A 23,315-nucleotide genomic window follows, 5' to 3' on the forward strand; every position below is an offset into this window, starting at 1 on the left:
CCCGGTACGTCACGACAGCGGAAGGCAGTGAGGCCGGTCGGAGCGGGTGGTCACGGGCCGGGCGGAGTGAGGGGTTTCGCCGGTCGTCGGGCGGGTAGCCGGCGGCTTCCGGAAGGCGGTGGACGGTGGATCACGGCAAGCTCGGTGACGTGGTGGTCGGGGCGGCGGGTGACGTGGCCGGCGGTGTGGTGGACCCGAAGGCGGGCCTGGGCAGGCTGCGCTCCGTGGTCAGCCTGCGTGGGGTGGTGACGCTGGCGGTCGGTGCGCTTCTGGGCTATCTCGCGTCGCGTTCGATCCGGCGCTCCTGAAACCCTGGCGTCCGGCGATGGACGCGGTTTCCGCTCTCGTCGGTCATCCGGGCTGGTTGACCCGGGCCGACCTGGACGCCCTGCTGCGCGAGCACGGTACGGGCGAGGTCGGCGCCGTGCACCTGGCGGTGCTGGAGGCCCGGGGACGGCTGTCGGTGCTGCCCCGGGACAGGGACCGCCGGTGACGACGGCCCGGAAACCGGTCGCCTCGATCGGTTTGCGGTCGAAGAGGCCGGGTAGCCGCAACTTTGTGCGCCCTGGCCCGCCCTGTCCGATCCGGCGCGAACCGCGCAGCCGGGCGGCGCGACCGGGACGAGACCGGCGAACACCCCCCGAACGAGGAGGACGACGTGCAGGAGATCGTGGGTGAGAGCTTGGCCCGACGGCTGGTGGAGTGGGGGGTCGACACCGTCTTCGGCCTGCCCGGCGACGGCATCAACGGGTTGATGGAGGGCTTCCGCCGGCAGCGGGAGAAGTTGCGGTTCGTGCTGGTGCACCACGAGGAGGCCGCCGCGTTCATGGCCACCGGGTACGCCAAGGCCACCGGCCGGCTCGGTGTCTGCGCGGCCACCTCCGGGCCCGGCGCGATCCACCTGCTCAACGGGCTCTACGACGCCAAGCTCGACCATGTGCCGGTGCTGGCGATCACCGGCATGCAGGAGACCTCGGTGCTGGGCTCGCACTATCAGCAGGAGGTGCACACCACCCAGCTCTACCAGGACGTGGCCGCGTACAACCTGATGGTGACCAACCCGCAGCAGATGCCGGCGGTGGTGGACCTGGCGATCCGCGACGCGCTGAGCAGGCGGACCGTGGCGCACCTGACGTTCCCCAACGACGTGCAGGTCGCGCTCGCGTCGGAGGACCCGTACCGGCACGTCAGCCCCGGCGAGCCGCCGGCGAGCGCGGCCGTGGCTTCCTACCCGCGGTTGCCGCCGGAGGCGCGGGAGCTGGCGAAGGCGGCCGAGGTGCTCAAGGCCGGCCGCAAGGTCGCCATGCTCGTCGGCGTCGGCGCGCGCGGCGCTCGGGACGAGGTCCTGGCGGTGGCCGAGGCACTGGCCAGTCCGATCGTCAAGACGTTGCCCGGCAAGCTGGTGGTGCCCGACGACCATCCGTTGACCACCGGCGGTCTCGGGCTGCTCGGGACCGCGCCGAGTGAGGAGCTGATGGAGGAGTGCGACACCCTGCTGATGGTGGGCACCTCCTTCCCGTACGGGAAGTATCTGCCCGCTCCCGGGCAGGCGAAGGTGGTGCAGATCGATGTCGACCCGAGCCTGATCGGGATGCGGCTGCCGGTCGAGGCGCCGGTCTGCGCGGACGCGCGCCTGGCGCTGCGGGACCTGTTGCCGATGCTCGACCACGGCCCGGACCGTTCGTTCCTGGAGAAGTACCAGCGCAAGATGGACGGCTGGCGCTCGGAGATGACCAGCCTGGTGGACCCGGAGCGGTCGCCGATCGCGCCCCAGTACCTCATGGGCTGCGTCGACGAGGCCGCCGCCGACGACGCCATCCTGACCTGTGACTCGGGGACCATCGCCACCTGGTCGGCGCGGCACTGGACGATCCGCGGCGATCGCGAGTTCTACCTGTCGGGCAACCTGGCCACGATGGCGCCCGGCCTGCCGTACGCGATCGCGATGCAGCACGCCCACCCGGGCCGGCAGGTGATCGCGTTCGTCGGCGACGGCGGGTTCGCGATGCTGATGGCCGAGTTCCTCACCGCGGTCCGGCACGAGTTGCCGATCAAGGTGGTGGTCAACAACAACAACTCGTACGGGCAGATCCTCTGGGAGCAGATCGTCCTCGGCTACCCCGAGTACGCGGTGCGCCACCGCCAGCCGGAGGCAAACTTCTCCACCTGGGCACGTGGCTGTGGCGCGTTCGGCGTCAAGGTGACCGACGCGAAGGTGCTCCCGGGCGCCATCCGGGAGGCCCTTGCACATCCCGGGCCGGCGCTGGTCGACTGCGACGTCAACCCCAACGAGCCGCCGATGCCCGGGAAGGTGAAGTACGACCAGGCGAAACACTTCACCGAGGCGTTCCTGCGCGGTCAGCCGCACAAGGTCGCCACCCTCGCCACCGTCGCCCGCGACAAGATCAACGAGCTGCGCTCGTGACCGAGTTGCTGCCCGACCCGGTCCTGCGCCCGCCCGAACCCGCCCACGACATCGACCTCGCGGCCCTCGCCGCAGACCTGCGCGCCGAGGTGGACGGCGAGGTCCGGTTCGACGACGGCTCCCGCGCCGCGTACTCCACCGACGCCTCCAACTACCGGCAGGTCCCGCTCGGCGTGGTGGTGCCCCGCACGGTCGACGCGGCGGTGGCCGCCGTCGCCGTCTGCCGCCGGCACCACGCGCCGCTGACCTCGCGCGGCGGCGGCACCAGCCTGGCCGGCGAGTGCACCAACACCGCCGTGATCCTGGACTGGTCGAAGTACTGTCACCGGCTGCTGGAGGTCGACGCCGACAACCGGACCTGTCTGGTGGAACCGGGCATCGTGCTGGACGAACTCAACGATCAGCTCAAGCCGACGGGACTCGAATACGGGCCCCGGCCGGCGACCCACAACCACTGCACACTCGGCGGGATGATCGGCAACAACTCCTGCGGCGCCACCGCCCAGCGCTCGGGCAAGGTGGTCGACAACGTCGTCGAACTGGAGGTGCTGCTGTACGACGGCACCCGGATGTGGGTGGGGGAGACCAGCGACGAGGAGTACGCCCGCATCCAGCGCGACGGCGGCCGTCAGGCCGAGATCTACCGGCAGCTGCGCGCGCTGCGCGACGAGTACCTGGCCGACATCCGCACCCGCTACCCGCACATCCCGCGCCGGGTCTCCGGCTACAACCTGGACAGCCTGTTGCCGGAGAAGAACTTCCACGTCGCCCAGGCCCTGGTCGGGTCGGAGGCGACCCTGGTCACCGTGCTGCGTGCCCGGCTGAGGCTGATCCCGGTGGTGAAGGCCACCGCGATGGTGTTCCTCAGCTACCCGGACATCGCCGCGGCCGGCGACGACGTGCCGCGGATCCTCGAACACGACCCGATCGTCCTGGAGGGGATCGACGACAAACTGATCACCTTCGAGCAGCGCAAGCACCTGCATCCGAAGGCCCTGCACGAACTGCCCGAGGGCGGGGCATGGTTGATGGTGCAGCTCGGCGGCGACACGGCCGAGCGGGCGCGGGCCGCCGCCGATCGGCTGATCGCCGCGGTCGACAGGGATCGCGGGCCACGGGTGCACGAGTTCGCCGACCCGGCCGACGAGCAGCGGATGTGGGCGGTCCGCGAATCCGGGTTGGGTGCCACCGCGCACGTGTCCGACTACCAGGACAGCGGACCAGGCTGGGAGGACTCCGCCGTCGCACCGGAGAAGCTGGGCGACTACCTGCGCGACCTCGACCGGCTCTACCGGGAGTTCGGCTTCGAGAAGGCGTCCGTCTACGGGCACTTCGGGCAGGGCTGCGTACACAGCCGTATCCCGTTCCGGCTGCGCACCGCCGACGGGGTCCGGGACTTCCGCGCGTTCGTCGAACGCGCCGCCGACCTGGTCGCCGGCTACGGCGGCTCGTTCTCCGGTGAACACGGGGACGGGCAGGCCCGCGGTGAACTGCTGCCGAAGATGTACGGCGCGCGGCTGATCCGGGCGTTCGGCCAGTTCAAGGCGATCTTCGACCCGGACGACCGGATGAACCCCGGCAAGGTGTTGCCGCCGTACCCATTGGACAGCCACCTGCGGCTGGGGGTCGACTACGACCACGGCGCCGTCGACACCGTCTTCGCCTATTCGGACGACGGCGGCAGCTTCGGCGACGCGGTGCTGCGCTGCGTGGGCGTGGGCAAGTGCCGCCGGCACTCCGGCGGGGTGATGTGCCCCTCCTACATGGTCACCCGGGAAGAGGAGCACTCGACCCGGGGCCGGGCGCGGCTGCTGTTCGAGATGCTCGACGGCACCGCGCGCGGCGGCGCCATCGGCGACGGCTGGCGCTCGGACGCCGTACGGGACGCGCTGGACCTCTGCCTGGCCTGCAAGGGCTGCAAGGCCGACTGCCCGGTCAACGTCGACATGGCCACCTACAAGGCCGAGTTCCTCTCCCACCACTACGCCGGCCGGCTGCGTCCCCGGTCGCACTACTCGATGGGCTGGCTGCCGCTGATGGCCGCCGTCGCGGCCCGGCTGCCACGCATGGTCAACGCCTTCGCGCACGCTCCCGGGCTCGGCCGCCTGGCCAAGGTCGTCGGCGGGATCGACCGGCGGCGGGAGATCCCCGTCTTCGCGTCGGAGTCGTTCCAGCGGTGGTTCGCCCGCCGCACCCCGGGTGGGGACGGTTCCCGGGGCGAGGTGGTGCTCTGGCCGGACACCTTCACCAACCACTTCCACCCAGGGATCGCCCGGGCGGCGGTGGAGGTCCTGGAGACGGCCGGCTGGCGGGTCCGGGTGCCCGACCGGCCGGTGTGCTGCGGGCTGACCTGGATCTCCACCGGTCAGCTCGGCGTCGCCAAGCGGGTGCTGCGCCACACCGTCGACGTGTTACGGCCGTACCTGCGCGCCGGGACCCGGGTGGTCGGCCTGGAACCGAGCTGCACGGCGGTGTTCCGCAGCGACGCGCACGAACTGTTCCCGGACGACGACGACGTCACCCGGCTGCGCGAGCAGACAGTCACCCTCGCCGAACTGCTGCACGAGCACAGCCCCGGCTGGCAGCCGCCCCGCCTCGACGGGCACGCCCTGATCCAGACCCACTGCCACCAGCACGCGGTCCTCGGTACCGCCGCCGACCAGGCCGTGCTGTCCGCGGCCGGGGTGGACGCGGAGTTTCTCGACTCCGGCTGCTGCGGGCTGGCCGGCAACTTCGGGTTCGAGCAGGGCCACCACGAGGTCTCCGAGGCGTGCGCGGAACGGGTGCTGCTGCCCGCCGTCCGCGACGCCGCCGACACCGACGTGATCCTCGCCGACGGGTTCAGCTGCCGTACCCAGGTGGGGCAGGGCGCCTCCGACGGCCGTTCCGCCATCCATCTGGCCGAGTTGCTGCGCGCCGCCCTGCACCACGACACCGTGCCCGGGCGGCCCGAGCTGAGCTGGGGCGAGCGGCCCCGACCACCCGGCCCGGGCACCCGCTGGGCGGCGGCCGGCCTGGTGGCGGCCGCCGGGGTGGCCACGGCGACCGCGCTGGCCCGCCGGTGGATGCGGTGACCGGGGTTGCCCTCACCGCCGAGGCGTACCGGATTCCCACCGACGTCCCCGAGGGTGACGGCACCCTCGCCTGGACCGCGACCACGCTGGTGCTGGTCCGGGCGCAGGCCGACGGGCACACCGGGATCGGCTGGACCTACGGGCCGGCCGCCGTCGTGCCGGTGGTCATCGACCTGCTCGCGCCGGTCGTCGCCGGCCTGGACCCGGACGACGTCCCGACGGCCTGGACCAGCATGCGGCGGCGGCTGCGCAACGCCGGCCGGCCCGGCGTCGCCGGGCTCGCCCTCTCCGCCGCCGACTGCGCCCTCTGGGACCTCAAGGCCCGCCGGCACGAGCTGCCGCTGGCCCGGCTGCTGGGCACCGCCCGCCGGGAGGTGCCGGTCTACGGCAGCGGCGGTTTCACCACGTACGACGCGGAACGTCAACACCGGCAGCTCGCCGGCTGGGTGCACGAGGAGGGCATTCCCCGGGTGAAGATCAAAATCGGTGAGTCGTGCGGCACGGAGGAGGAGCGCGACCTGGACCGGGTGGCGGCCGCCCGCCGCACGATCGGCGACGACGCGGAGTTGTTCGTCGACGCCAACGGCGCCTACCAGCGCAAGCAGGCGATCCGGGTGGCGCACGCCGCCGAGGGCCTGGACGTGCGCTGGTACGAGGAGCCGGTCAGCTCCGACGACCTGCCCGGCCTGGCCCAGGTGCGCGACCGGGTCACGGCCGACGTGACGGCGGGGGAGTACGGCTTCGACCTGGTCTACTTCCACCGCATGGCCCCGTACGTGGACTGCCTCCAGATCGACGTCACCCGCTGCGGCGGCATCAGCGAGTTCGTCCGGGCGGCCGCGGTGGCCGACGCCGTCGGAATCCAGGTGTCCGGGCACTGCGCCCCGCACCAGCACCTGCCGGTCGCCGCCGCCACGCCGAACCTGCGGCACCTGGAGTGGTTCCACGACCACGTCCGGATCGAGGCGATGCTCTTCGACGGCGCGCAGCCGGCCACCGGCGGCGCGGTGCCGGTCCAGACCGACCGGCCGGGCAACGGGCTGGAGTTCCGCGCCGAGCAGGCCCGGCAGTTCCGGGTGGCCTGAGACGTCGGCGCCGGCGGCCGGGGCGACCGACGCACGACGCGAGAGGAAGCGATGAGGACCGAGGAACTGCACCAGCCGACCGGTCGGGTGCTGGTCGTCGTCTGCGACAAGGGCGACGAGCCGGTCACCGCGATCGGCGACGCGCTGCGCCGGCACGACCTGCGCGCCGGCCGGGTGACCGCCGTGGGCGGCTTCCGGGAGGCCGAGGTCGGCTGGTTCGACCGGGAGAAGGGCGACTACCGGCACATCCCGGTACGCGAGCAGGTGGAGGTGCTGTCGCTGGTCGGAGACGTGGCGGCCCAGGATGGGGAGCCGGCCCTGCACGTACACGCGGTGCTCGGCCGGCCCGACGGCAGCACGGTGGGCGGGCACCTGCTCTCAGCCCGGGTGTGGCCGACCCTGGAGGTGATCGTCACCGAGGTCGCCCCCGAACTGGCCAAGCGGGTCGATCCGGAGACCGGGCTGGCCCTCATCGCCCGGTCCGGACGCTGAGCCGGTCAGCGGCAGGGCTCGACCTGGCCGAGCGTCACCGCGGTCTCCAACATCAGCGCGTGCACGAACCCCTGGGGCAGGTTGCCGCGCAACTGGCGCTGCCGCACGTCGTACTCCTCGGTGAAAAGGCCCGGCGGGCCGCAGGCGGCCCGGTTGCGTTCGAACCAGCGATTGGCGCCCACCGGGTCGCCGGCCTGCCACGCGGCCAGCGCGGCGGCGAACCCGCACAGCAGGAACGCGCCCTCGGCGTCGCCGAGCGGCCGACGGTCGGGACGAAACCGGTAGAGATAGCCGTCCTGGGCCAGGTCGGCGACGACCGCCCGGCGGGTCAGGCCGATGCGCGGATCCTGCGGCGGGAGTGCCCCGCGGATGCCGGGCAGCAGCAACGCGGCATCGACCCGGTCGTCGTCGTACGCACGACGCCAGCGCCCGCCTGCGGTTAGCCCCTGCGCGGCGGCGTCGGCGAGGATCCGGTCGGCCAGCGCCGACCAGCGCGCGGCCGGGCGCGCCGACGCGGTACGCGCAGCCGTCCGCAGCCCTGCCACACAGGTCAGCTTCGAGTGCGTCCACTGCCGGGGCGGCAACTCCCAGATCCCGGCGTCCGGCTGCGACCAGCGCCGCTCGATCACCTCGGCGGCCAGCCGCATCGCGCGCCGGCCGTCGCTGTCGAGCCGGTCGTGGCGCTGGGCGGCGGCCAACACCATCAGGAGCTCGCCGAACGCGTCCAGCTGGAACTGGCCGCGTACCCAGTTGCCGGTGCGCGCCCCCGCACCGGGGTAACCGGGCAGGTCGTCCAACGGCTGCTCCGGCGGCACCGGATCCCCGCCGACGGTGTAGGCAGGCGCGAGGTCGTCCCCGTCCGCCAGCACCCGGTCGGTCAGGAACGCGACGGCGTCGTCGAGCAGATCGTACCGCCCCACCAGCGCGGCGGCCTGGCCGGCGAAGGACTGGTCGCGGATCCACGCGTACCGGTAGTCGTAGTTGCGCCCGGCCATCGCCCGCTCCGGCAGGGCGGTGGTGGCGGCGGCGACCATGCCGCCGCCCGGCCGGGTCATGCCGCGCAGCACCGCGCAGGCCAGCCTGGCGTCCCGGGCGGCCGGTCCGGCCAGCGACGGGACCACCGAGGCCCAGTGCAGCTCGGTGGTCCGCCACAGTTCCCCGGGCGACTCGCACGGCTGGTCCAGCCGGCCGGCCGCCAACTCCAGCACCAGGTCGTGCCGGCCACCCGCCGGAACCGTCAGCTCACCAGCCAGGAAGCCGTGCCGGTCCCGGCGCAGCCGGCCGCCGCCCTGCAACCGCAGGTGCAGCCCACCGGTACGGGCCAGCCACCGGTCGCCGTCCCGGGTCACGTCCCGCACCGGCTCCCGGCCGAAGCCGGCCCGCGGGTCCAGCACCACCCGCACCCGGGTCGGCCGTTCCAGCGCGCGGACCTGGCGCAGCAGCACCAACCGGCCCGCCTCACCGGGGAAGACCAGCGCCTCCCGGGATTCGACGATCCCGTCCCCGGTGACCCACCGGCTGCGCCAGATCAGCGAGCCCGGCTCGTAGTGCCCGCCCCAGACGAACCGGTCGGCCGTGGGCGCGACCAGGAACCGGCCGGTCCCGCCGAGCAGGGCGCTGAACACCGCCGGATCGGACCAGCCGGGAGCGCACAACCAGGCGACGTCACCACCGGGGCCGATGAGCGCGCCCCGGTGTCCGTCGGCGAGCAGCGCGTAGTCCCGCAGCACCGCCGGGCCGGCGCCGGCGGCCGGCTGGTCGGCTGCCGCTGCGGCCATGGCTGTCGCCTTTCTGGTCGATGTCCGTGACCCTCAGTACCCGTCCGTCCCGGTCTGACACGCCCTTCTGCCATTGGTCGACTCCTTTACTCGGCCTGTTTATGCTTCAGACCACCAGGGCGAACGTGCGTGAGCATGTCGCTGGGCCACCGGACTACTGGGGTCAAGGGGTCGCAGGTTCAAATCCTGTCGTCCCGACAGCGAGAGGGTTTCCGCAGTTCAGCGACTTGCGGGAGCCCTCTTTGCATTGCTCGGCATGGATGCCGGTCTAGCAAGCCGCTGTTGGACTCCTTGACTCCGGCAGGTTGTCATGCCACTACTGGATCTTCAAAAGCTCACTGACGGGCTCTCCCGGACCTGGGCCAGATTCCTGCGGGACTGGGACCGGTCACTGCGGACCGGAAGCTATCCGAGACCACCCGTTACAACTACCTGTTGGCCGCCGTGCAGTGGGGTCGGTACCTGGGGGAGCACCCGCGGGTTCCGGACGCCGACGACGCGGCCGATGACCCGTGCACGGTGACGCGGGCGCATGTGGAGGCGTTCCAGGGTTGGATGATCGAGACCCGGTCGGCGTCGACCGCCTTGAACAAGCGCAGCCACGGGCTGCAGGGCGTCTACCGACGCTTGCGGCATAGTTTCACCGTGCGAGGTCCGGCAGCGCGGCCCGTGCGTACCTCAAGGGGCCAGGCGTGATCAGCCCTCCAGACCACGCATCCGACGACCAACTCCCGACCGGCTCTCACAGCGGGCGGGAAGCGATCAGGTCGTCGACGGCGAGGTCCGTGGCGACATACGGGACGGGGATCCGCTCCCCGCGCAGGTACTCAGTCCGAGTCCGGTAGCCGGAAGAAATCGGCCCGGTGTGCTCGTAGACCGCTTCCTGCGTCACCACCCAGTACACCGGATAGCCGGCTCGACCGTATAGGCGGGTCTTGACATTGAGATCCTGGATCATGGTCTCGTCAGCCACCTCGACCACGAGCAACACATCGGACGCGTCCCAGACTGACAACCTCGCACCGACGGTTCCGATCGGCTCCGCGTCGGCCCGACGCACCCAACAATCAGGATCGGGAAGCGACCCCCCGGTCGGCAGGCTCGCTGTCGTCAGCCGGGCTCCCGTCCGTGGCAGCAGCGCCAGGACCTGGGCTACCGTCTCGCCGTGCCATGATCCGATCACCACGGGCCAGATCTCTCCCTCAACGAGTTCCACCCGGTGGTCGAAGGCGCCCGCTTCCGACGCACGCACGAACTCGCTCTGGCTCCATCGGTAGGCGAGTACGGGCTGGGTCATGGCTGAGAGCCTACCAACCAGCCTGACCTGTTTCAGCATGCGCGAAGGGTGTCCTGTCGCCGCGCACGTGCCGCCAGCCGCGCCCGGCGGGCCGTCGCAGCCTCGAAGTGCACCCGGCCTACCAGCCGGAAACACAAACGGTGCGCGAGTCGATCTTGCTGCGCACCGTCGAGGTTCTGATTGTTGTGAGATGGGCACACCGGCTCGGTGCCGTCGGGGGGCCGTGACACTGGCTCTGTACGGCGTCCTCCAAGCGGTCGACGGGATTGCCCTCAAAGCAGGCCGTGAACGCCTGGGCCAGCGCCCCCGAGGCCGAGAAGGCGGCGCGCTTTGCCAACTGCGCCACTGTGGCGGTGTCCGCCGGCGGGCTCAGAACTTACAAGCGAGGGGGGAGGGCGGAGAACCGTGCTACCCGAAGTACTTCACCGACCACTGGGCCAAGGCGTGCGTGGATGCAGGGGTGCCCGTGACCGCGCTGCACGACGCTCGTCACACGTCCGCTAGCACCGGCGCTGACGCCGGGGTGCCGGAGCGCGTCATGCAGCGGCGGCTCGGCCACGCGGACAGCCGCACGACGCGCGAGGTCTACACCCACGGGCTTCGGGGTCCTCGCCCGGGCCTGGTCAGCACTCGGCAGGGACTGCCGGCGATCGAACAGGACTCTCCGACGCCGAGGCCGCCGCCGACAGGACGTCTTCGTAACCGTGGAGGTGTCGTAGGGCTTCGACCTGGCCGGGACTCAGCGACGAGTGGACGGCGAAGCGCCAATCGCTCCGGTGCGCATGCGCAGCTCCACGGCATCAACCGCAGTGGAACAACCCACGCTTTCATCAAGCTTTCCTCCGTCCCACAACCCCGGCTGACAGCCGATCGTGCGGCGATTCGCGCCTCGGCCCTTCGGTCGGCCTTGCTGTCGGGATTACGGGAATCGCCTTGTCCGGACCGCGCCCGGCGGGACAGGCTGCCGTCATGGTGGAACGGCACCGCGGCAAGCTGTGGCTGGTGGTGGCGGCCGCCGGCTACGGCAAGACCACCGCACTGCGCCGGCTGTTCCCCGACCCGGCCGTGCGGTGGCAGCGGGAGTGCGACGTCGACGCGCTGCTCGACGGCGAGCTGGCGGAGCTGGCCACCGGCGCGGCACCCGTCGTCCTCGACGGACTGCCGGCCATGCCGGAACGGACCGAGCGGGCCTTGCTGCACGCGATCACCGACCTTCCCGACGGCGTATGCCTGGCGCTGTCGTCGCGATGGCCGGTGGGCTGTGCCGCGTCGTCGTGGTTGACCCGGATGGCGCCCACACAGCTCCGCCCGCCCGAGCTGAGCCTGACCACCGACCAGCTCGACGAGGTGCTCCGCACCGAGTACGGGCTGACCACGCCCACCCTGGCGCAGCGCGTGCACGAGGTCACGGCGGGGTGGCCGGCGCTGGTTCGGCTGGTCGCCGAGACCCTGGTCGCCGAGGGCGTACCCGCCGGGCCGTTACTGCCGGCGGTGACCGAGCCCGGCGGCCTGGTGGCCGGATACGTGGCCGAGGAGGTGCTCGGTCCGCTGCCGGAGGACGTCCGGCGGTTGCTGCACGAGGTGGCCGACCTCGCGCCGGTGACGGCCGGCGTGTGCGCGGTCGCCGGCCACCCGGCGGCCGGGCCGCAGCTCGGCCGGCTGGTCCGCACCGGGCTGCTGACCAGGGTCGGCACCGATCCCGACGTCGGTCCGCGGGTGGTGCCGGTGATCGCCGCGGTCGCCGGCCACGACCGGCCGCCGGTGGCGGGCCGGACGCTGCTGCGGGCGGCGGCGTGGTACCGCCAACACGGTCCGGCGCGTGCCGCCGCGTACACCTTCCGGCTCGGCGGTGACGACGCGGCGCTGGCGGCGGTGCTCGACGAGCACGGCGACCGGATGATCGCCACCGGGTCGCCCGGCGCGACAGCCGAGTTGGTCGCCGCGCTGCCGGCGCCGCTGCGCAACCGGCGGCTGCGGCTGCTCGCCGGCGACGCGCTGCGCACCGCCGGCGACGTCGCCGCGGCGGCACGGGCGTACCAGGAGGTCGCGGCGGCCGAGCCGGCGTGGGAGCCGGGTATCGCCTGGCGGATGGGCCTGATCCACTACCTGCGCGGCGACCAGCCCCGGGCCCTGGTCGACTTCGCCCGGGGCGGCGAGGTCCCGGGGAGCCCCACCGACCAGGCGATGCTGCTGGCGTGGACGGCGGCGGCCGCCGCCCGCAGCGGCGACGCGGCGGTCGGAGTGGAGCACGCCTGGCGGGCCTACCACCTTGCGGCCGGGAGCGGGCCGGACAGCGCACTGGCCACCGCGCACGTCAGTCTCGCGCTCTGCCTCGAACTCACCGGTGACCAGGTCGGCGGCGAGGAGCACTACCGACTGGCCCTGGGCATCGCCGAACGCACCGGCGACCTGGTGCTGCTGGCCCGGATCCTGGTCAACCGGAGCTACCACCTCGTCGAGCAGGCCCGCTATCCGGCGGCGCTGTCGGCCGCGCGCCGGGCGGCCGGGCACGCCGAGACGGCCGGACACGCCAACCTGTACGCGATGGCGGCCGGCACCGAGGCCGACATGCTGACGATGCTCGGCCGGTACGACGATGCGGCGGCGCGGTACGCCCAGGTGCTCGCCCGCCATCAGCGGATGGGCTCGCGTCGCTGCGCCGACACGTACCTGGGCCTGGCCGAGTTGCATCTCGCGCGGGGCTGGCGGGAACAGGCCCGGGTCGCGTTCGTCGAGGCGGTCCGGCTGGCCGACGGCAGTGACAGCCGGAAGCTGGCGGTGCGGGCGCACGCCGGGCTGGCCCGGGTGCTGCTGCCGGACGACGCGGCGGCGGCCGCCCGGCACGCCGCCGAGGCGACCCGGCTGGCCAGTGACGATCTCCGGGTGCCGGCGCTGCTCGCGCAGGGGTGGGTGGCGCTGGCCGGCGGCGACACCGAGCACACCGCGCGGCTGGCCGACGAGGCGCTCGACCTGGCCCGGTCCGGTGGGCTGCGGGCCGGCCTGGCCCGGGCGCTGGAGCTGCGCGCCGCCGCGGAGCTGGACCCGGGTCGGGCCCGGACCGCCCTGCGGGAGGCGCACGGAATCTGGGCGGACGCGTCGGCGGTGGGCGACGCGGCCCGGGTCGCGCTGGCGCTGAGTCGGCTGCCGGGCGCCACCGCCGACGACCGGTTCGCCGCGCTGCTGGCCGCCGAGCGCCTCGCCGCCGGTGGCGTCCCGATCGACCAGGAGGAGACGCCGGACCGATCGGCCGTTGGTCAACCATCCGCCGGGGTCGGTCGTACCGGCGTGGGTCGCGTCGGCGTCCTGGTCCGGACGCTCGGCCGGTTCGAGGTACGGGTGGGCGGCGCTCCGGTGCCGCCGTCGGCCTGGCAGTCGCGGCGGGCGCGGGACCTGCTGCGGATCCTGGTGGTGCGGCGCGGCCGGCCCGTTCCCCGTGGCGAGTTGTGCGAGCTGCTCTGGCCCGACGACGATCCGAGCAGGACCGGGCACCGGCTCTCCGTGCTGCTGTCGATCGTGCGCGGGGCGCTCGATCCGCACCGGGTCTTCGCCTCGGACCATTACCTGGTGACCGACGCGGCGAGCGTGGCGCTGGACGTCACCCACCTGCGGGTCGACGTGATGGAGTTTCTCGGTGCGGTGACCCACGGCCGTCGGTTGCTCGATCGGGGTGCCCGGGCGGAGGCACGCACCATCCTCGCGGCAGCCGTCCGGGACTACCCGGCGGACGTGTTCGAGGACGAGCCGTACGCCGACTGGGCCTCGGCGTTGCGGGAACAGGCGCGGGCCGCGTACGTCGCCGCGCTGCGGATGCTGGCCGACGCGCACCGGTCGGCGGGAAACGGCGGCGGCGCCGTGGACTGCCTGCTCCGCCTGCTGGAAAAGGACCCGTACGACGAGCCGGCGCACCGGATGCTGGTGCGCACCCTGGTGTCGGGCGGGCAGCACGGCGAGGCGCGGCGGGCGTTCGACCGGTACCGTGCGGCGATGCGCGCGATCGGGGTACGGCCGCCGGACGAGATCATCCTGGCTCCTCGGGCCGGGGTACGGCCGTCGGCGACGGTCGTACCCCGGCCGGGGTGAGGGGGCCGGCGGCGGGGTCCTGCCGCCTCCCCACCCGGTGGCTCAGTAGATGTCGTGGTCGGTGCCGTACCCGGTGACCGACCACAACCCGTCGCCCGCCGCAGCCCGGACGGGCCGGCCACCGCGGGCCGACCGGCCCGCCGTGGCGGCGGTGGCCCGGTGGACCGCCCCGACGGTCACCTGGGTCCCGTCGTCGTTGGGCATCATCGCGTCGATGAAGATGGCGGATGTGTTGGTCGGGAACGGGTCGGCGGGGCCGGGCAGCACGACGACCTCGCCGCCGACGCCGGACATCGATGGGACTTCCCACTCCCACTGGCGCTGCACGGTGACCGTCCTCGGCGACGACGTACCGACCGGGCCGGTCGTGGCGAACCGCTTGTAGCGCGCTCCGACACCGCCCCACGAGGCACGGTAGCCCTCCACACAGACCGCGTAGGCGACCGGGCCGGGGGTGCCGAGCGGCTGGAGGGCCGTGCGAACGGTCACGCCGGCACCGTCGGCGTCGGGGACCAGTCCGGTCAGCGGCACCCCGGCGGGCAGGTCGAACCCGGTGCCGCCGAGCACCAGGTCGGCCGGGCAGGTCGCGGTCCGCGAGCCGGTCGGGGAGACTCGGACGATCCGCGTCTGGCCGTCGTCCGACGCGCAGATGGCGGCGGCCATCACCGACCAGGGTTCCGCGTAGTCCGGGTACGCCTCGCCGCGTACCACGACCGAGGTCGTGCCCGGCACGATCGCGGCCAGCCGGACCCCGCCGTTGCCGTTCCTGATCCGGCCGCCGGCGCCGACCAGCACCTCGCCGGGCCCGCACGTCGCGGTGACGCTCTTGGGCGATGTCGTGTCGTGGGCGCTCTCCGCCCGGTGCCGGTACGCGGCACGCGCCGCCCCGGGGAGAACGAGGGTCGCGGCGACCGCGACGACCGCTGCGGTCGCCGCGACAGCGCACCGCGACCGGGTGCTTGTGCCGAGTGTCGTGCCCCTGCTCATGACGACTGTCCTTTCCTGCCGGCGCCGCCGCGAACGGTTCGCGCGGCGCTGCCCGAATCGTCGGCGGGCGCGTCACGGTGGCGTCATGGTGCCGCCCGCCTCGCCCGGGCGCCCCCGGCGGATGCCTGGTCCCGCCGACCGGCGTGACCAGGCATCCGGGCCCGTTCAGGGCCGGGCCGGAACCGTTACGGACCCCAGCAGATGACGTGGCTCTCCAGGTCCCACGGTGAGGTGTAGATCCCGTCCTCGAAGGCGACCGCCTGGGCGCTGTTCTGGGCGACGGTCGCCGTGATCCGGGTGAGCAGGACGTTGCCGGTGGCGGTGGCGGCGACCGTGGCGCCGACGCCGGTGGCGAGCGCCCCGGCCGGGCAACCGCCGGACGGCTGGCCCTTGGGGCTGACGCTGTTGGCCGCCCCGGTCAGGCTGACCAACGTGCCGGTGAGGTTCGCCGGCAGGGTGGCGCAGACGGCGTACCCGACGAGTGACCACGGTCCGGCGAACCCGCCGGCCGCGCCCGCGGTGACGACCCCGGCGGTGAGCCCCGCGTTCGGCTCGATCCGCTGGTAGAACGCCTGCCCGTTGGCGCCGCGCAGCTCCGCGCCGAGCCCGAGCAGGTCGGTCCCGGCCGGGCAGGTGGCCACCTGGTTCTTGACCGGGTCGGCGTTGCTGGCGCTCGCCGACGTGACGCGCTGGTAGTTGGCCGGGGGCGCGCCGGGCAGGCAGATCGCCTGCGCCACGACGTTGTACGCCCCCACCACACCGCCCGGGTTGGTGTGCCCCCAGACCGTCACCGACTGGGCGGCCAGGTTCGGAATGATGTCGGTCAACGTGACGTCACCGCCGCCACCGTCGATGAAGCCACCCCCACCGGCGAGAAACTCGCCGGCCGGACAGGCGGCCACGGCGGACTGGCTGGGGATGCCGCCGGCCGCGCTGACGTTCACCACGGTCGCCTGCGCCGGTCCCGCACCGGTGGCGACGGCCACGGCGGTGCTGGCCAGCAGCAGGCCCGCGACGCCCGTGAGCCGGGCGAGCCTGGATCGAGTTCGCATCGTGCACTCCACTTCGTACCTGCCGCGGGATGTCTGCGCCCCGGCGGGGCGACGCGGCAGGTGACCCACGATCCGGGCTGACCTCACGGCCGCCTCAGTGCCGCGTCAGCGCGAGCCGTGCCCGGTGGGGACCGGGTACGGTTGTCGATGATCGGGAGGCGCGGGCGCCGGCCGGCCGGGAGCGGTGGCCCGGGGCCGACGGACCGGGGAGGGAGCGGGTGTGACGCAGCGGAGAGCTCTCGTGGTCCGGGGCGGGTGGGAGGGACACCGGCCGGTCGAGGCGACGGACCTGTTCATCCCGTTCCTCGAACGCAGCGGATACGCGGTACGGGTGGAGGGCTCGACGGAGATCTACGCCGACGCCGCCGAACTGGCCGACACCGACCTCATCGTGCAGTGCGTGACGATGTCGCAGATCACCGCGGAGCAGGTGGCGGGGCTGGCCGCGGCGGTCGTCGCCGGGACGGGTTTCACCGGCTGGCACGGCGGCATCGCCGACTCGTTCCGCGCGTCCTCGGACTACCTGCACCTGGTGGGCGGCCAGTTCGCCACCCACCCGGGCGTCCAGCCGTGCGACCGCGGCGGCGGCGAGGAGGACAACTTCCTGCCCCACTCGATCACGATCACCGACCTCGGCCGGGAGCATCCGATCACCGCCGGGATCGAGGACTTCGACCTGGTCACCGAGCAGTACTGGGTGCTGCACGACGACCTGATCGAGGTACTGGCCACCACCACCCACCCGACGCGGGCGTGGCACCCGTGGCACCGGCCGGTCACCTCGCCGGCCATCTGGACCCGGAACTGGGGCGCCGGGCGGATCGTCGTGACGACCCCGGGACACAGCCTCGACGTGCTGGAGCACGCGTCCGTCAGTACCGTCATCGAGAGGGGAATGGTGTGGGCGACCCGCACGGCGTCGGCGTCGTAGGGCTCGGGGTCATCTCCCGCGCGTACCTGGACACGCTCGCCAACCATCCCGCGGTGCGCGTCGTCGCGGTGGCCGACCTGGACGCGGCCCGGGCCGTCGCCGCCGCCGCCACGATTCCCGGCGCCGAGGCGGTGAGCGTCGACCGACTGCTGCACCACCCCGACGTGGCGACGGTGCTCAACCTCACGATCCCGGCGGCGCACGCCGAGATCTCGGGCGCGGCGATCGACGCCGGCCGGAACGTCTACGGGGAGAAGCCGCTCACCGTCACGTTCCCGGAGGGCCGGGCGATCATCGAGCGGGCGGCGTCGGCCGGCGTCCGCGTCGGTTGCGCGCCGGACACCGTCCTGGGCACCGGTACGCAGACCGCGCGGGCCGCGATCGACGGCGGGCTGATCGGGCGCCCGCTCTCCGCCTCGGCCGTCATGGTCACCCCGGGACACGAGCGCTGGCACCCGAATCCCGACTTCTACTACGCCCCGGGCGGCGGTCCACTGCTGGACATGGGGCCGTACTACATCTCGGCGCTGGTCCACCTGCTCGGGCCGGTCCGGGCGGTGACCGGGGCGGCCAGCCGGCTGCGTGACGGCCGGGTCATCGGCTCGGGTCCCCGCCTCGGGCAGCGGATCCCGGTCGAGGTGCCGACCCACGTGACCGGTGTGCTGGAACACGCGGGCGGCGCCCTGACCACCCTCACGACCAGCTTCGACGGTGTCGCGACGACGGCCGCGCCGATCGAGGTGCAGGGGGAGACGGGCACCCTCGCCGTACCCGATCCGAACAACTTCGACGGCGAGGTCCGCCATCTCGCGCTCGACGGCCCCGGGTGGCGCGTCCTCGAACCGCGGGCCGGCTACGTCGCAGCCTCCCGGGGGGTCGGCCTGATCGATCTGGTCCGGGCCGACGGGGCACGTCCGCCACGGGCCGGCGGTGAGCTGGCGCTGCACGTCCTGGACATCATGACCGCCCTGCTCCGGTCGGCCGCCGAGGGTCGGCGGGTCGAGCTGACGACGGCGGTCGAACGCCCCGCGCCCGTCCCGTTCACCCCGGCCGAGGACTGGCGGTCGGCCGTCGCGCCCGGGCGGTGAGGAGCACCGAGGACGCCGGCGCCTTGGTGGTGCCCGGTGCGCACGGCCAGCCCTTCGGCGTGATCGAGGTTGCACCGCGCGGCGGAGAGTGCGCTTAGCCACGCGTCGCGCTGGACGACGTCAAACGCGAGGTTCGGTGCGAGGCACCGCCCCGGCGTGGGCGAGCAGGCCGTCGACGAAGGCCCCAAGCGCCGCGACGTACGTGTCCTGTGCGGCGAGGGCGGGCCATCGGTTGCCGATACGGGCCAGGTGCGGCAGCCGGGACACGTCGGCGCGGTCGAAAAAGGCGTCGTCGGGGGCGTCTTGGCCGTCGCCCGTGCGCCGGCTGTCGGAGTGTGCGCGAACCAGGATCTCGCCGACGGTGTAGTACCAGATGCCGCGAAAGAGGTGGACGGCTTGCTCGGACGTGCACCCAGCTTCGGCGGCCGCGCCGACGATGGCCTCGACCATCTCCAACGCCGGCTGGCCGAGGCGGCGCAGGAAGCCGTCGGCGGTGAGGACCTCGGCAGCCCAAGGCCAGGCGGCGAGCGAGTCGTGGATGGCGATGGCCGATGCGACGATGCGATCTCGCGGATTGCTGGGCAGGTCGCGGCGCAGCGTCTGCTGGGCATGTTCGTTGAGCAGCTGGATCAGCAGATCCTCGCGGTCGCGCACGTGGTGGTACAGGGTCGTCGGCCCGATCCCGAGCTCAGCAGCCAGCCGGCGCACCGTGAGCCTCTGCCAGCCATCCCGGTCGATGATCTTCCTGGCGGCGTCCAGGATCTCCGCACGGGAGGTCAGTGGCGGTCGGCCAGTGCGACCGTGGGATCGGGGCATGAGCCCATCATCCTCCGCGGTTCACGTCCGCGAAACGGGGCGGGTCGCGTCGTCGACAGCGGCAGCTCACTTCGCTGGCTGAATCTGAAGTTGTCCTCGGGTTTTGGCGGGCGCACAGGTCGTGCTATCTTTCGGAACATGTTCGAAAAGTCGCTCCGGTTGCGCGGTATCCGCTCCGACGCGCAACCAAGTCAGGCGCAGCCAGCATCGGTCGGGAAGGGGCCAGCGCGATGAACATCACCCGAAGAGGACTTGTCGGTGGCGCCGCGTTCGGCATCGGGATGGCCGTAATGGGGACCCCGGCGTCCGCGACGACCCGCTCCCGTGCCTGCGAGTTGCAGTCCGCCCTGGACGCGATCCACCGCGCCGGAGTACCAGGCGTCTTCGCTGAGGTACGCAAAGGTCGTGACACGTGGCGCGGCGCCTCCGGGGTCGCCGACCTACAAACGGGCCGGCGGGTCACCCCGACCCAGCGGCACCGCGTCGGCAGCATCACCAAGACCTTCACCGCAGTTGCGGTCCTGCAGCAGGTCGAGCGGGGCACGGTCGGCCTCGACGCGCCCATCGGCCGCTACCTGCCGCGGCTCGTGCCCGGAGCGCGCGGCGACAGGATCACGGTGCGGATGCTTCTCAACCACACCAGCGGCCTGCCCGACTACCTACCCTACGCGTTCCCGTCCCTCCAGACGTTCCCCGCAGCCGGATCCACCAGGAGCCTCGACGACAACCGGTTCCGGCAGTTCAGCCGAGCAGAGCTGATCGGCATGGGCGTCGACGCGCCTCCCGCCAGCGAACCGGGGGCATCCACAGGGGTGTATTCGAACACCAACTACCTGCTACTCGGCGAGCTCTTGGAGGCGGTGAGCGGCATCGGAGCCGAGCAGTACATTACCCGCAACGTCATCGAGCCCGCCGGGCTGCGGAACACCGGCTTCCCGGCCGGGGAACGCATCGTCGGAGCGCACCCGAAAATGTACGAGTCGTTCTTCGGCCTCATCGACCCGCCGCGGGACTACAGCGTCTACAACATGTCCTGGGTGTCGACCGGAGCCGGCCTGGTGTCAACCGTCGAGGACGTCAATCGCTTCTACGGCATGCTACTCGGCGGCAGGATCGTCAGCCCGGCGTCATTGGAGCAGATGCAGGCCACCGTCCCGGTCATCAGCCAGACCGGCGAGCCGGTCATGTACGGTCTGGGCCTGCACAGGTTCGCCATTGCCGGCTGCGGCCCGATCTGGGGTCACGACGGCACGGTCTGGGGCGCACAGACGATGACGATGGTCAGCGCCGACGGCAACCGGCAGCTGACCGTGGCGATGAACCTGGTGCGGTGGAACATGCTGAACGCTTCGGGGCAGCCACAGCACCACCCCATCGACGACGCCCTGTCGAGCCTGTACAAGCAGGCGATGTGTGACTGACCTGACGATCGTTCTTCGCAAAACGCTCACGTCAACCCGGCACACTGGCCTGCGCCAAAGATGGTGGCGCAGGCCAGCGTGCGCAACGCTCGTGACTGGCCCACCGCGACCGGGATCGCGGTGGCGGGAAACCTGCCCGCACCGTGTTGCGGGCCGCCCCAGCCGGCCAGAGATCTCAACGATCCGCCGGGCAACCGACGGCGGATCGTTTACGCTCGGGCGAGCATCGCCCCTGGAGGACCAGCATGAGCAGCCAAAAGAATTTTGCCACGCTGATGCCGGCGGCGTTCATCGGGCACGGCAGCCCGATGAACGCCCTCGAGCTCAATCGGTACACGCAGGCGTGGCGCACCTTCGGGCAGTCGGTGCCGCGGCCGCGGGCGATCCTGGTGGTGTCGGCCCACTGGTACATCGGGGCCACCGCCGTCACCGCGATGCCCCGACCGCAGACCATCCACGACTTCTACGGTTTCCCACCGGAGCTGTTCGACGTGCAGTACCCGGCGCCGGGTCTGCCGGAACTGGCCGAGGAGATCAGCGACGTCGTCCACCCGACCTGGGTCGGAACGGACGTCGACTCCTGGGGCATCGACCACGGCACCTGGTCGGTGCTCACCCACGCCTTCCCCGAGGCGGACATCCCCGTCGTCCAGTTGAGCATCAACGCGTTCAAGGACTTCGACTACCACCTGGAGCTCGGCGCGAAGCTCGCGCCGCTGCGCGAGCGGGGCGTGCTGATCATGGCCAGCGGCAACGTGGTGCACAACCTCGGCGGAGTGAACCCCCGGCTGGTTGACCAGGGCTTCGACTGGGCCCACCGGTTCGACGAGGCGGCGAAGGGGGTCATGCTGGACGCGCCGAGCGAGGCGGCCACGCTGGACGCCCACCGCGACTACGGCCTCGCCGCGCCGACCCCGGACCACTTCATCCCGCTGCTCTACCTTGCCGGCCTGGCCGGCACCGCCGGGGCCGGCTCCCAGGTACTGGTCGACGGGTACGCGTACGGGTCGCTGTCGATGACCGCCTACACATTGGGTCTGGCCTGCCGTCAGGAGGAGCCGCTGGCCGGGGCGCCCACCCTGCCCGACGAGGTGCCGGCGGACTCAGCCAACATCTGAGCTTGTTCTGCCCCCCCCCCCCCGTTCGCTGTTTGCGGGTGTGATGGTCAGGTCGCGTTTGGCGGTTTTGCCGGCGTCGTGAACAACCAGGAGTACGCCGGACTGACGGGGTCTGAAGCGACGGGGTTCACTCACTCAGGTCGACCTCGACGGCGACATCGCCGGGCCGGTCGAGTCGTAGCGTGGTGGTGCGTCCGAGGGCGGACACCTCGTACGTGCCGAGAAAGCCGGCGAACCGCAGCCTGCCCGCCGCGTCGGTGGCGGTCTTCGTCGGCGGCAGCCACCATTGTTCCTTGATGAGCGAACGCAGCGCCTCGTACGCGGGCTTGGTCGTGCCGTCGGCGCGCAGCAAGCCCCCGGGCGCGCCGAGCCACCCCCCGTCCGTGAACCCCCAGTACGTGATCGCCTGCACCGACGGGTGCGACAGCAGGGTCCGGTAGTGCCGGGTGATCTCGTCGGCCTGGCGCTGCTCGCCGTCGGTCGTCGTCGGCCACTGCGCGACCTGGTAGTCGTTGAGATCGTCGATCTCCGGCGGCATGAGGTGGCCCGAGACGATTGTCGTTTCGGTGAAGTGGATGGGCAGACCGAACCGGGAGAACCGATCGAGGACGCCGAGTGTCTTTTCCTCACCCCAGTACCCCTGGTGCATGTGGCTCTGCAGACCGAGCGCGTCGATCCGGATGCCCGCTTCCAACACGCCCTCGATCAGGCACTCGTACGCCGCGGACATGTCGAAGTCGTTCAGCAGCAGGGTCGCCTGCGGATTGGCCGCGCGGGCCGCGTCGACGACCATGCGGATCATGGGGATGCGGCCCATCTCGCGGCACACCCGGGTGATGCCGTTGTCGTACCGGTCGAAGATGGGCATGATGACGGCCTCGTTGATGACGTCCCAGGCGTCGATGACCCCCGCGAAGCCCGCGACCTCGCGTTCGATCCGAGCCGTCAGCGCCTGGGCGATCTCGGCGTTGGACAGATCCAGCAGCCACTCCGGGGCCACCGTGTGCCAGGCCAGCGGATGGCCCTTGACCACGCAGCCGCGTGTGGTGAGCCACCGCGCGGTACGCAGCAGGCGGGCCGGGTCGGGCTGACCGCGTACCGGCTCGAAGCGGCCCCAGTAGAACGGCAGGGTCGCGAAGTTGAACAGCTCGAGCCACCGGCCGGCAGGAGCGTCGGCCGCCGGCTCGGCGGTCTCGGCGTCGGCTGGGGACTCGAAGTCGGTGCAGCCGAAGAGGAACTGGTGGCCGGTCTGCTGGAGGAGCACCTCTCGATCGGGCAGGGGTGCCCCGTTCGCGGTGACGGTCGCGGTCACCTGGGCGGTGCGGTGTCTGCGGATCGGCTCGGTCACTCCATTCATGCCCGCCATTTTTCCACAGCCCCGCGCCCGGGCCGGATTCGTTCAGTAGTCCATAAGGCGGGAATTCCGGCCGTTTAGGGCCGGGAGGAACGCCGTCACGAATCGGGAGGTTTCTGGTTCTCGATGTACTGGCGGACGACGGCGAGGGGTGCGTCGCCGCCCGCACTACGCCACCCGCTGAAGCACGGGACACAGGTGCCGCGGTCCGCGCGGGAGCTGGACTATCGGTACGCCCGGGCTGCTGCGTCGGGGCAGTCGGACTGCTGGTAGATCTCCTGGGCGGCGGGTCCCGGTGGCCCTACGGCCCGGTAAGC

17 protein-coding genes and 1 pseudogene are annotated in these 23,315 nt (G+C 72.4%); 12 read left to right on the plus strand and 6 right to left on the minus strand.

What is annotated here, in order from left to right:
- The first annotated feature begins 125 nt into the window (after window positions 1-125).
- The 6 genes from ACFOX0_RS18385 to ACFOX0_RS18410 all read left to right on the plus strand — a co-directional run bounded on the left by ACFOX0_RS18385 (window position 126) and on the right by ACFOX0_RS18410 (window position 7,076).
- The gene (locus ACFOX0_RS18385; RefSeq protein ID WP_377547431.1) at window positions 126-308 is read left to right on the plus strand and encodes a hypothetical protein; all 183 of its coding nucleotides are present in this window, start codon (window positions 126-128) and stop codon (window positions 306-308) included.
- Between the two features lie 17 nt (window positions 309-325).
- A complete protein-coding gene (locus ACFOX0_RS18390; protein ID WP_377547434.1) occupies window positions 326-493 on the plus strand; it encodes a hypothetical protein in 168 nt (55 codons plus the stop codon).
- 165 nt (window positions 494-658) lie between these two features.
- A complete protein-coding gene (locus ACFOX0_RS18395) occupies window positions 659-2,425 on the plus strand; it encodes a thiamine pyrophosphate-dependent enzyme (RefSeq protein WP_377547436.1) in 1,767 nt (588 codons plus the stop codon).
- 5 nt (window positions 2,426-2,430) lie between these two features.
- Window positions 2,431-5,499: an FAD-binding and (Fe-S)-binding domain-containing protein gene (locus tag ACFOX0_RS18400; protein ID WP_377547691.1), complete on the plus strand. Its 3,069-nt coding sequence runs from the start codon at window positions 2,431-2,433 to the stop codon at window positions 5,497-5,499.
- Window positions 5,496-6,584 carry an enolase C-terminal domain-like protein gene (locus tag ACFOX0_RS18405; protein ID WP_377547439.1) on the plus strand — a complete coding sequence of 363 codons (1,089 nt, stop codon included), beginning with the start codon at window positions 5,496-5,498 and terminating at the stop codon, window positions 6,582-6,584. The genes ACFOX0_RS18400 and ACFOX0_RS18405 overlap by 4 nt, the downstream gene beginning before the upstream one ends.
- 51 nt (window positions 6,585-6,635) lie before the next feature.
- On the plus strand, window positions 6,636-7,076 hold the full coding sequence (locus ACFOX0_RS18410) for a PPC domain-containing DNA-binding protein (protein WP_377547441.1): 441 nt from the start codon (window positions 6,636-6,638) through the stop codon (window positions 7,074-7,076).
- Window positions 7,077-7,081: 5 nt separating this feature from the next.
- On the opposite strand, the gene ACFOX0_RS18415 is transcribed toward ACFOX0_RS18410, so the two are convergent.
- Both ACFOX0_RS18415 and ACFOX0_RS18420 read right to left on the minus strand, forming a co-directional pair.
- Complete coding sequence (locus tag ACFOX0_RS18415; protein ID WP_377547444.1) at window positions 7,082-8,854, minus strand: glycoside hydrolase family 15 protein; 1,773 nt, start codon at window positions 8,852-8,854, stop codon at window positions 7,082-7,084.
- Between the two features lie 742 nt (window positions 8,855-9,596).
- Complete coding sequence (locus ACFOX0_RS18420; RefSeq protein WP_377547446.1) at window positions 9,597-10,151, minus strand: Uma2 family endonuclease; 555 nt, start codon at window positions 10,149-10,151, stop codon at window positions 9,597-9,599.
- A 190-nt stretch (window positions 10,152-10,341) separates the two neighbouring features.
- Between ACFOX0_RS18420 and ACFOX0_RS18425 the strand changes: the two are divergent.
- Window positions 10,342-10,734, plus strand: a pseudogene (locus tag ACFOX0_RS18425) (tyrosine-type recombinase/integrase); the annotation flags it as partial.
- A gap of 386 nt (window positions 10,735-11,120) precedes the next feature.
- Complete coding sequence (locus ACFOX0_RS18430; RefSeq protein WP_377547449.1) at window positions 11,121-14,231, plus strand: BTAD domain-containing putative transcriptional regulator; 3,111 nt, start codon at window positions 11,121-11,123, stop codon at window positions 14,229-14,231.
- 42 nt (window positions 14,232-14,273) lie between these two features.
- Here the strand turns inward: ACFOX0_RS18430 and ACFOX0_RS18435 are convergent, their stop codons facing one another.
- A complete protein-coding gene (locus tag ACFOX0_RS18435; protein WP_377547451.1) occupies window positions 14,274-15,218 on the minus strand; it encodes a hypothetical protein in 945 nt (314 codons plus the stop codon).
- Window positions 15,219-15,403: 185 nt separating this feature from the next.
- A complete protein-coding gene (locus ACFOX0_RS18440; protein ID WP_377547453.1) occupies window positions 15,404-16,270 on the minus strand; it encodes a hypothetical protein in 867 nt (288 codons plus the stop codon).
- A gap of 220 nt (window positions 16,271-16,490) precedes the next feature.
- Here ACFOX0_RS18440 and ACFOX0_RS18445 point away from each other — a divergent pair, with 220 nt between their 5' ends.
- Together ACFOX0_RS18445 and ACFOX0_RS18450 are read left to right on the plus strand one after the other, a co-directional pair.
- Window positions 16,491-17,201: a ThuA domain-containing protein gene (locus ACFOX0_RS18445; protein ID WP_377547456.1), complete on the plus strand. Its 711-nt coding sequence runs from the start codon at window positions 16,491-16,493 to the stop codon at window positions 17,199-17,201.
- On the plus strand, window positions 17,171-18,289 hold the full coding sequence (locus ACFOX0_RS18450) for a Gfo/Idh/MocA family protein (protein ID WP_377547458.1): 1,119 nt from the start codon (window positions 17,171-17,173) through the stop codon (window positions 18,287-18,289). Before ACFOX0_RS18445 ends, ACFOX0_RS18450 begins: the two co-directional genes overlap by 31 nt.
- Window positions 18,290-18,409: 120 nt before the next feature.
- On the opposite strand, the gene ACFOX0_RS18455 is transcribed toward ACFOX0_RS18450, so the two are convergent.
- Window positions 18,410-19,105: a TetR/AcrR family transcriptional regulator gene (locus ACFOX0_RS18455; protein ID WP_377547460.1), complete on the minus strand. Its 696-nt coding sequence runs from the start codon at window positions 19,103-19,105 to the stop codon at window positions 18,410-18,412.
- A gap of 230 nt (window positions 19,106-19,335) precedes the next feature.
- Between ACFOX0_RS18455 and ACFOX0_RS18460 the strand changes: the two genes are divergently transcribed.
- Both ACFOX0_RS18460 and ygiD read left to right on the plus strand, forming a co-directional pair.
- Window positions 19,336-20,526 (plus strand): serine hydrolase domain-containing protein, encoded by a 1,191-nt coding sequence (locus ACFOX0_RS18460; protein ID WP_377547463.1) that lies wholly within the window; start codon window positions 19,336-19,338, stop codon window positions 20,524-20,526.
- A 245-nt stretch (window positions 20,527-20,771) separates the two neighbouring features.
- Window positions 20,772-21,644, plus strand: a complete 873-nt coding sequence (ygiD, locus tag ACFOX0_RS18465; protein WP_377547465.1) for a 4,5-DOPA-extradiol-dioxygenase — start codon at window positions 20,772-20,774, stop codon at window positions 21,642-21,644.
- A gap of 127 nt (window positions 21,645-21,771) precedes the next feature.
- Here the strand turns inward: ygiD and ACFOX0_RS18470 are convergent, their stop codons facing one another.
- A complete protein-coding gene (locus ACFOX0_RS18470) occupies window positions 21,772-23,001 on the minus strand; it encodes an endo-1,4-beta-xylanase (RefSeq protein WP_377547468.1) in 1,230 nt (409 codons plus the stop codon).
- Window positions 23,002-23,315 lie beyond the last annotated feature (314 nt).

It is taken from the genome of Micromonospora zhanjiangensis (assembly GCF_042650605.1).
Lineage (GTDB): Bacteria > Actinomycetota > Actinomycetes > Mycobacteriales > Micromonosporaceae > Micromonospora_J > Micromonospora_J zhanjiangensis.